The sequence below is a fragment of the Mesorhizobium sp. CNPSo 4689 genome (assembly GCF_057784325.1).
This window is the reverse complement of sequence record NZ_JBWLUZ010000004.1, coordinates 589,782-597,535: the sequence shown is the minus strand read 5'-3', so window position 1 is coordinate 597,535 and position 7,754 is coordinate 589,782. Positions and strand designations below refer to the sequence as shown.

General features: G+C 60.6%; 6 protein-coding genes and 1 pseudogene. 2 read left to right on the top strand and 5 right to left on the bottom strand.

What is annotated here, in order from left to right; all coding sequences use genetic code 11:
* Nucleotides 1–421 precede the first annotated feature (421 nt).
* The 4 genes and pseudogenes from AC04SI_RS10465 to AC04SI_RS10450 form a co-directional block, all read right to left on the bottom strand.
* Nucleotides 422–1,054, bottom strand: coding sequence for a class I SAM-dependent methyltransferase (locus AC04SI_RS10465; RefSeq protein WP_488474182.1), 633 nt, complete (start codon nt 1,052–1,054; stop codon nt 422–424).
* Nucleotides 1,055–1,160: 106 nt separating this feature from the next.
* Nucleotides 1,161–1,573: pseudogene (locus AC04SI_RS10460) on the bottom strand (nuclear transport factor 2 family protein).
* Nucleotides 1,574–1,657: 84 nt separating this feature from the next.
* Nucleotides 1,658–2,257 (bottom strand): NADPH-dependent F420 reductase, encoded by a 600-nt coding sequence (locus AC04SI_RS10455; protein ID WP_488474181.1) that lies wholly within the window; start codon nt 2,255–2,257, stop codon nt 1,658–1,660.
* 31 nt (nt 2,258–2,288) lie between these two features.
* Nucleotides 2,289–3,041, bottom strand: coding sequence for an SDR family NAD(P)-dependent oxidoreductase (locus tag AC04SI_RS10450; protein ID WP_488474180.1), 753 nt, complete (start codon nt 3,039–3,041; stop codon nt 2,289–2,291).
* Between the two features lie 569 nt (nt 3,042–3,610).
* Between AC04SI_RS10450 and AC04SI_RS10445 the strand changes: the two genes are divergently transcribed.
* Both AC04SI_RS10445 and AC04SI_RS10440 read left to right on the top strand, forming a co-directional pair.
* On the top strand, nt 3,611–4,987 hold the full coding sequence (locus AC04SI_RS10445) for an aspartate aminotransferase family protein (RefSeq protein ID WP_404278361.1): 1,377 nt from the start codon (nt 3,611–3,613) through the stop codon (nt 4,985–4,987).
* Nucleotides 4,988–5,502: 515 nt separating this feature from the next.
* On the top strand, nt 5,503–6,267 hold the full coding sequence (locus AC04SI_RS10440) for a LuxR C-terminal-related transcriptional regulator (RefSeq protein ID WP_404278359.1): 765 nt from the start codon (nt 5,503–5,505) through the stop codon (nt 6,265–6,267).
* Nucleotides 6,268–6,454: 187 nt separating this feature from the next.
* Here AC04SI_RS10440 and AC04SI_RS10435 read toward each other — a convergent pair whose 3' ends face one another.
* On the bottom strand, nt 6,455–7,453 hold the full coding sequence (locus AC04SI_RS10435; protein ID WP_488474179.1) for a hypothetical protein: 999 nt from the start codon (nt 7,451–7,453) through the stop codon (nt 6,455–6,457).
* Nucleotides 7,454–7,754 lie beyond the last annotated feature (301 nt).

Sequence of the window (7,754 nt, the reverse complement as noted above, 5' to 3'; positions counted from 1 at the left end):
TTTGTTGACCCCAAGATGGCTGACGACCTCATCGAATGCATGCGCTTGGCAGGATTGCCCGACTAGCAACTGGCTTCAATTCTGATCCGACAATCGGGATAGGCGCGCAAGGTGCAATTGCGCGATCGAGAGCAATGCGGGAAGAGCCAAGGGCGATGTCGGCTTCGAGTAGATCACGTCGATGCCCCCAAGAAGCTGAATGTCCGCTTCTGACGATTCGAGTCTTGAAGCTGCCAGTCCTTCCTCGGGGACTTTCGTACGCCTGCCGGCGCCCGAAACTCTTCACGACAGCGGACGATCCGGTTTCAACCAGCTTCTGCGGTAAGCTGTCGTTCCGAAACCAACCCACAATCGGTCATCGCACTTGTCAGAGCCGCCTTCCGTACGAGTGCCGACCTCATCGTTGGCGAATAGCTCAGTGTTAGATCTTCAAAAATCGGTAGGCGAAGCGATCGGTCTCGCCCTTGATCGAGGGATCGAACACCTTGATCGAGTGCGCATCATCATGGTTCGCGAGGATGGTGCTTTCCGCGTCCAATATGAAGCCGGCCGCCTCCACCTCCTTGCGAACGGATGCAGGCTCAATTCGATGCAGCGACTGGGCGTCGCTCGTGCCCGCTCCGACGCCGGCGGCGTGGTCTACGATGACGTAGGACCCACCAGGCTTCAGCCGATCGTAGACGGCTCGATTGAAGTCGGCCGCCGTCGCGCCCCTCGCCTGGATCAGCGCGGTGTGGAGATCGTGGTAGAACAGGTGCAGCCACAGCACATCCGCTGGCTGCGTGACCTCCGGCATCGTCACGAGGTCCGCTGAGACAGCCTCGACGTTCCCTCGGCCCGGCTCCTTCGAGAGCGTCTGGATGCGGCCGACCGGATCGTTCTTGAAGTGGGCGACTTCGGCCGGCACGAAGCTGAAGACCCGCCCCTCTGGTCCGACGATGTCGGAGAAGAGGCGCGTCCAGTCTCCGTCGCCAGGGTACACATCGATCACGGTGGAGCCCGCATCGATACGTGCGAACCGGATCAACTCGGATTGCTTGGATTGGTCGTACATCGGAATCTCCGTTAAGGTTGGTCATCGACGAGAACGCGGCCTGCGGTGGGGGGATCCACGGCTAGTTCACCGTCGACCCCGAACCGATGGCCGAAGATGGCCAGCGCTACGCAGGCCCGGACGCGTCCATCTGCGAGGCCCGGGCCAGCGCTTGCGTGTCGACGTATTCCCGGATGTTGGTCAGTCTGCCATCCCGGACCGTGATGGCGAAGATCCAGTCGTCCTCGAACGTCTTGTTCGTGGCTTGATCCTCCCCGTAGCGACGCCGACGACCAGCACCCGGTCTCCCTGCGCCACGAACTCCCGGGGTTCCGTGGACGTTTCTATCGAACTGGATGCCGTCTCAAGCAAATCCGCCAGCCCGGCGTGTCCGTGGCGTGTTCCGGCCAGCGGCCAGTCCTCGCCCGGAATGATCCACTCGACGTCTTCGGCGACCAGCGCCAGCAGAGCCTCCCTGTCGCCGCAACCGATTGCGGCGAAGAAGTCCTTCACGGTCTGGATGTTCTTCTCAATGCTCATGGGAATTTCTCCATTTCGCTTGGATCAGATCGCGCTCGATCCGATCCAGGCATCGTGGCGCTGCCGGTGGGCACCTCGTGTTTATCAGTCGAATTTGACCAGGTCCTTGAAGATCAGATGACCCCAGCTATTTCCGCGCGCCTGAACTAGCAGTCCACCTTCCGAAAGCCTGCCGAGTTTGATAGGCGAAAAACCTAGATTTTCCGCGAGCGTACCAATCTCCGCTGCGGCAGCGTCATCGTCGCTCGCCAGGAACACGACTCTCCTGCCACCATGCACGGCCGGGTCTTGGTCAAGGGTGGCAGCGATCAAATGGTTGAAGCCCTTGACCAGCCTTGCGCCAGAGAAAGCCTGCGCAACGAACTTGGAAGAAGGCTGTCCTCCCAGTTTCTCAGGGGGCACGCCGTAGGCATTGGTCACATCGATGATAGTCTTCCCCTGCCAGGTGGCAAGCGCCTTCGCGACCTCCGGGTGCGACTCGAAACGGACAGCCAAAAAGATGATGTCCGCCTTGACCGCGTCCGCCAGCTTTTTGGGAATGATCGTAGGCCCGATCGCGGCCGCATCGGCTGCAAAGCTTTCCGGGTCGCGCGTGGTTGCAACGGACACGTCGAGGCCCTTGCGGGCAAACGCCTTGGCCAGTGCTCGGCCGATATTGCCGAAGCCGATGATTGCGTAGCTCATAATGCTTCTCCGATCCTGTGTTAACGCCGGGTCAGACCTGCGCCATGCCTCCATCGACCGCCAGATCCACGCCGGTGATGTAAGAACTTTCATCTGAGGCGAGGAAGGTGACGGCAGCCGCAATTTCCTCTGGCTTTCCCCTGCGACCCATTGGGATCTGTGACGCAAACTGGGCGGCCGCTTGCTCGGCTTGCTCGGGGGTAAGGCCTGCCGTTGTCTCTAAGGCGGGGGTCTCGATTGGCCCGGGGCTCATCGCGTTCACGCGGATTTTGCGGTCTTTCAGCTCCAGTGTCCAAGCGCGCGCAAAGTTGCGCACAGCAGCCTTACTCGCGGCGTAGGTGCTAAACCCGGGAACCCCCAACACGTTCGACACTGAAGAGTTCAGGATAATCGAACCGCCGTCTTTGAAGAGAGGAAGGGCCTTCTGCACCGTAAAGAACAGACCCTTCACGTTCACATCGAAGGTCTGGTCAAAATGGGCCTCAGTAGCGACCGCGAGCGGTGCGATTGTCCCTGCGCCCGCGTTCGCGAAGAGAATGTCGATGTGACCATGTTTCTCTTTCACGACGGCATAGAGGTGGTCCAGATCTTCCAAGCGTGACACGTCGCCGACGACCGTCGTAACGTTTCTCGTAATGAAGGCTGCGGCCTCCTTCAGCTCTTTCTCTCTTCGCCCGGTGATCACGACGTGCGCACCTTCTTCCACGAAGCGCTTGGCTGTCGCTAACCCGATCCCGCTGCTTCCGCCCGTGATGACTGCGATTTTACCTTCGAGTGCTTTCATAATCTTTTGTCTTTCGCTGATTGGCTGTACGGTGAGGTTTCATCGAGATCCTCAAAATGGGTTCGCCGAAGTCAGGCGGTGAGTGCGGAATCGCGCACATCGGTGGTGCGAAAACGATCCAGCCGGACGATTGAACGCCGCGACATCGCGCCCACTACAGATCAGTGTGTTAGATATGGGTTTTGAAATGGCGGAGAGAGCGGGTTTCGAACCTGTGACCTCTGCCTTCGGAGGGGCGCACTCAACAAGATTGTATGTCGATCCGTGCAAACGTTCGGTCTAGGCCAAATCCTGTCCCCGCAACCAAATACCAAAACGGCCCGCCTCGTGCGGGCCGTTTTGGTATTCGGCTGTTGGTGCCGGTTGATTTTAGCCCTCATCAGGGGCCTGCAAGGAGGCGAAGCCGACGCCGCGGGACTGAAAAAGTCAAATCCTGTCCCCGCAACCAAGTTTCGAAAACGGCCCGCCTTGTGCGGGCCGTTTTCGTTTGTGAACATGCAAGAAGGAAACTGCGCAATCCCAAGTGGAGCAGGCGACAGTTCCCCGTACGCATGCAGACAGGAGCCGTCATGGACACCAGACGCAATTCCCCTGAAGGCCGTGACATACGCTATCATCTGCATGGCTATACCAATGCTCGCAAGCATCAGGAATCGGGCCCGCTCGTCATCGAGAAGGGCGACGGCATCTATGTCGAGGATGTGGCCGGCAATCGCTACATCGAAGCGATGGCGGGCCTGTGGAGCGTAGCCGTCGGCTTTTCGGAAAAGCGCCTGGTCGACGCCGCCACAAGGCAGATGTCGAAGCTGCCCTATTATCACGACTTCGGTTCGAAATCGCATTCGCCGCTGATCGACCTGGCTGAAAGGCTGGTCCAGATGGCGCCGGTCCCGATGAGCAAGGCGTATTTCACCAATTCGGGTTCCGAGGCCAACGACACGGCCATGAAGATGATCTGGTACCGGTCGAATGCGCTCGGCCAGCCGGCACGCAAGAAGATCATCAGCCGCAAACGCGGCTATCACGGCGTGACGATTGCCGCGGCAAGCCTGACCGGGCTGCCTAACAACCATCTGTCATTCGACCTGCCGATCGCCAACGTGCTCCACACGTCGACGCCGCATTACTGGCGCGAGGCCGCGCCGGGCGAAAGCGAAGAACAGTTCGCGAGCCGTCTTGCCGGGGATCTCGAGAAGCTGATCCTTGCGGAGGGACCGGAGACCATCGCCGCCTTCTTCGGCGAACCGATCATGGGCGCCGGCGGCGTTATCGTTCCGCCTGTCGGCTACTGGGAGAAGATCCAGTCGGTGCTGTCGAAATACGACATCCTGCTCGTGGCCGACGAGGTCATCTGCGGCTTTGGCCGGACCGGCGAGATGTTCGGCTCGCAGACCTTCGGCATCAGGCCCGACATCATGGTGCTGTCCAAGCAGATCTCGTCGTCATACCTGCCGATTTCTGCCCTGCTCATCAATGAGGGGGTGTTCGAGCCGATTGCGGACGAGAGCGAACGCATCGGCACGTTCGGGCATGGCTTCACGGGCGGCGGCCATCCCGTGGCCGCCGCCGTGGCGCTGGAGAATCTCAAGCTGATCGAGGAGCGCGACCTTGTCGGCAATGCGCGTGCGGTCGGTGCGCACCTGCAGGCCCGGTTGCGCAGGCTCGCTTCGCATCCGCTCGTCGGCGAGGTGCGCGGCGTCGGTCTGATCGCCGCCGTCGAGCTGGTCGCCGACAAGGCCGGCAAGGCGCCGTGGGGGAAGCCCGGTGCGCTCGGCGCCCAGGTCAACGGATTGCTGCAGCAGAATGGCGTCATCTCGCGCAACATGGGCGACGCGATCGCCTTCTGCCCGCCGCTGATCATCACCGAGGCCCAGGTCGATACGCTGGTCGATGCAGTCGAGCGGTCGCTCGCCGCCGCACTCCCGCAGGTCCGGGCGCAGGGCTGAACAAGTCTGCGTTGCCTCCGGGTTTCATGTGACCGACCGTCGGCGGTGCGAGGCAATGCGCCGGCTAGGGGCGCTGTCGCGCCCATTTTGGAGGGCCGCTCGCCGCATGTGGTCACGGCCGGGGCTTTCGACGGGGGTGTTCAGCTTCCTAGTGTGGCACTCGACGGTGCAATGTAAGGTTGTCATCCTTTCGGATTACATTAGTCACCTAAGATATAATTACCAAATTGTTAACCGGGATTAATGCGAGTTTTCCACAGCACCCTTAGTATGGATTTAGGTAGGTCGGGCTGGGCTACCTAAACGGAGCGTGGCGGGTGGCACCGTACGTCGAGCGTTGGATCGGCGTTTATGCCTACTCCTTGAGATTTACTCCCAGTGAACGTGCAGGGCTGATATGCCGTGGATGAGGCTTATCGGTTCACACGCACGAGAAGCTTTGCGTGGAGCGCAATGCAAAGAAAAAGAGAGGATATAGAGAAAGTAAATCGGCAACGGAGAGGAGGAGTAAGGCTATGGTGTACTCTCAAAATCCCGATTTCTCGAATGGTGCCACAGGGGGCGCAATACACAATGGACATAATGGGCATCTGGCGGATAGCAGTGGTGTCGGCAAGATTGGGCTTGAAGGCGGGAACGAAGGTCTTGTCGTAATCATCGACAAGCGAGCACTTGAGCGGGAATGCCTCGCTCGCGGCCTTGTCGAACACAATCCTAGTTTACGGGTCAGTGCCGTGGGATCGCTCGACGAATTCCACAACATCGCCGACGCGGCCGAACCATCAGCTTTCCTCGTGCTCCTGGGAGCTAAAAGAGTCACCGACCAGAGCGTTCGGGCGGAGCTCTTGCACTTCGTTTCCGAGGTCGGCGCCGTGCCCGTCATCGTGGTCGCGGATTCCGATGAGCCAGGCGAGATTCTCGCGGCGCTCGAGAGTGGTGCTCGAGGCTACATTCCGACAAGTGTGACAGTGAAGGTTGCTGCCGAGGCCACTGGTCTCGCTCGCGCCGGAGGAATCTTCGTACCCGCCAGCTGCGTGCTGGCGCTTCGGGAGATCATCCACGCGACCGCAAGCAGCGCCCGTCCACTCACCGGCATGTTCACCACGCGCGAAGCGGCTGTCGTGGAGGCGCTCAGAAAAGGCAAGGCGAACAAGATAATCGCCTATGAGCTCAACCTTTGCGAGAGTACCGTCAAGGTCCACATCCGCAACATCATGAAGAAGCTGAAGGCTACGAACCGCACGGAGGTAGCCTACAAGCTCAGAGAGATGATGCTTTGAGGCCTACTGGGCCGGCCTGCCAGACCGGCCCCAGGTGATCTGACGCTGGACATTGTCGCCTCGATTTTGGGGCGGTCATCCTTGAGGTCCGGATCGCAGACCTGATGCTCGGAGGTTCCCTCCGGGCCCTCCAACTCTTTACGCGATTCCGGACGGAAAACCGCGACGCACTTTTCCTGGAATCGCCTTAGCGCAACAGATGTGCGCTGGCGCGTGTCCCAGCGCGTCCCCGCTCGATCGTCCCGGACCTTGCCTTCACGATAAATCCGACGCTATCGCGTCCCAGCGCTTCGCCGCGATATGCGGCTTCGGCGGCCTTCAGCCCGCCTGTCAGCTTGCGGATTGCCGGCGCCGCTCCGAGCACGTCCAGCGGCAGGCCCAGTTGACCGCGGGCGGGTCGCTTCGGCGGCCACACCCTCAGGCCGAAGTAGCTGGCGGCCGAGCGGTCGATCTCGCCGCTGAACTGCACCAGCAAGGCGTGGCGCGAGGTCTCCGAAATGCGGCCCAGGCTTTTGATATCCATTGGCGGTCTGTCGGAGGGCCGCATCGCGGCAACGATCACATCCCATTTGCTGTCGGTCAGCAGCGACGGATGTGCAAAAACGCTCACTCTCGCTCCACGATCGCGCAGAGCCTGCTCGATGAATGGTGCACAGGGCGTATCGCAGACAAGAGCGAGTCTTGCGCCGGCTTGCTCGACGCCGGCCTCGTCGAGCATGATGCAGCATAGCCGTGCGAACTCAGGCAGCAGGTTAATGGCCGGATGGCCGAGGTTGGGAGCCACGACCTTGATGCCGGCGTCATCACAGCTGTCGAAGTCCACAATGCCTGGCCGAAGCTCCCATGGTTCGGCCATCAGCGAAACCACAGCATGAGGGGGCAGGAGCTCGATGAGCGATCTCGAGATCGGCCCAACCTGGAGACCGTTGACGAGGAGATCGACGTCATGCCATCCGCGGCTGTCGATGCGGTTCAGCACTTCGACGCGCTTGGAGACGTTGGTGTACTTGGCAAATGCCAAGGTGGCGTCGGCGGCCGTCGCCAGGCTCGGATGTCTTTGGAATTCGCCGGCGAGCGCTATGACACGGCCGGCATCGGCCAGCGCAGCGGCTGTCGCGGCTACCGCCTGGTATCCCGTCGCGGTCCCAACGACCACGGTGAGCCCGGAGAGATCGAGATCGAGCAAGGCTATTTGCTCGCGGACGATGGCAAGTGCTTCCGCGTGGTCGATATCGGGAACATGGCGGGCGACCGGTCTTGCGGGGAACTCAAATGATGAGGGCATGAAGCTGTCCGTCACGTTGCGCGCTCCCCATAGTCAAAATCGGCCGGTAGCGTCCTTTGACGCAGGAAGCCCTGCTTCACAGGATTTCGTCCGGGCGCGGTGCGCACGCCTTCACGCATTGCGTTCACTGACCACCTTAGCCGGCCTGCGCATTTGCAAGCACGGTCCCCCAGGTTTCCTGTCTGCGGAGGAAAGTGATGGC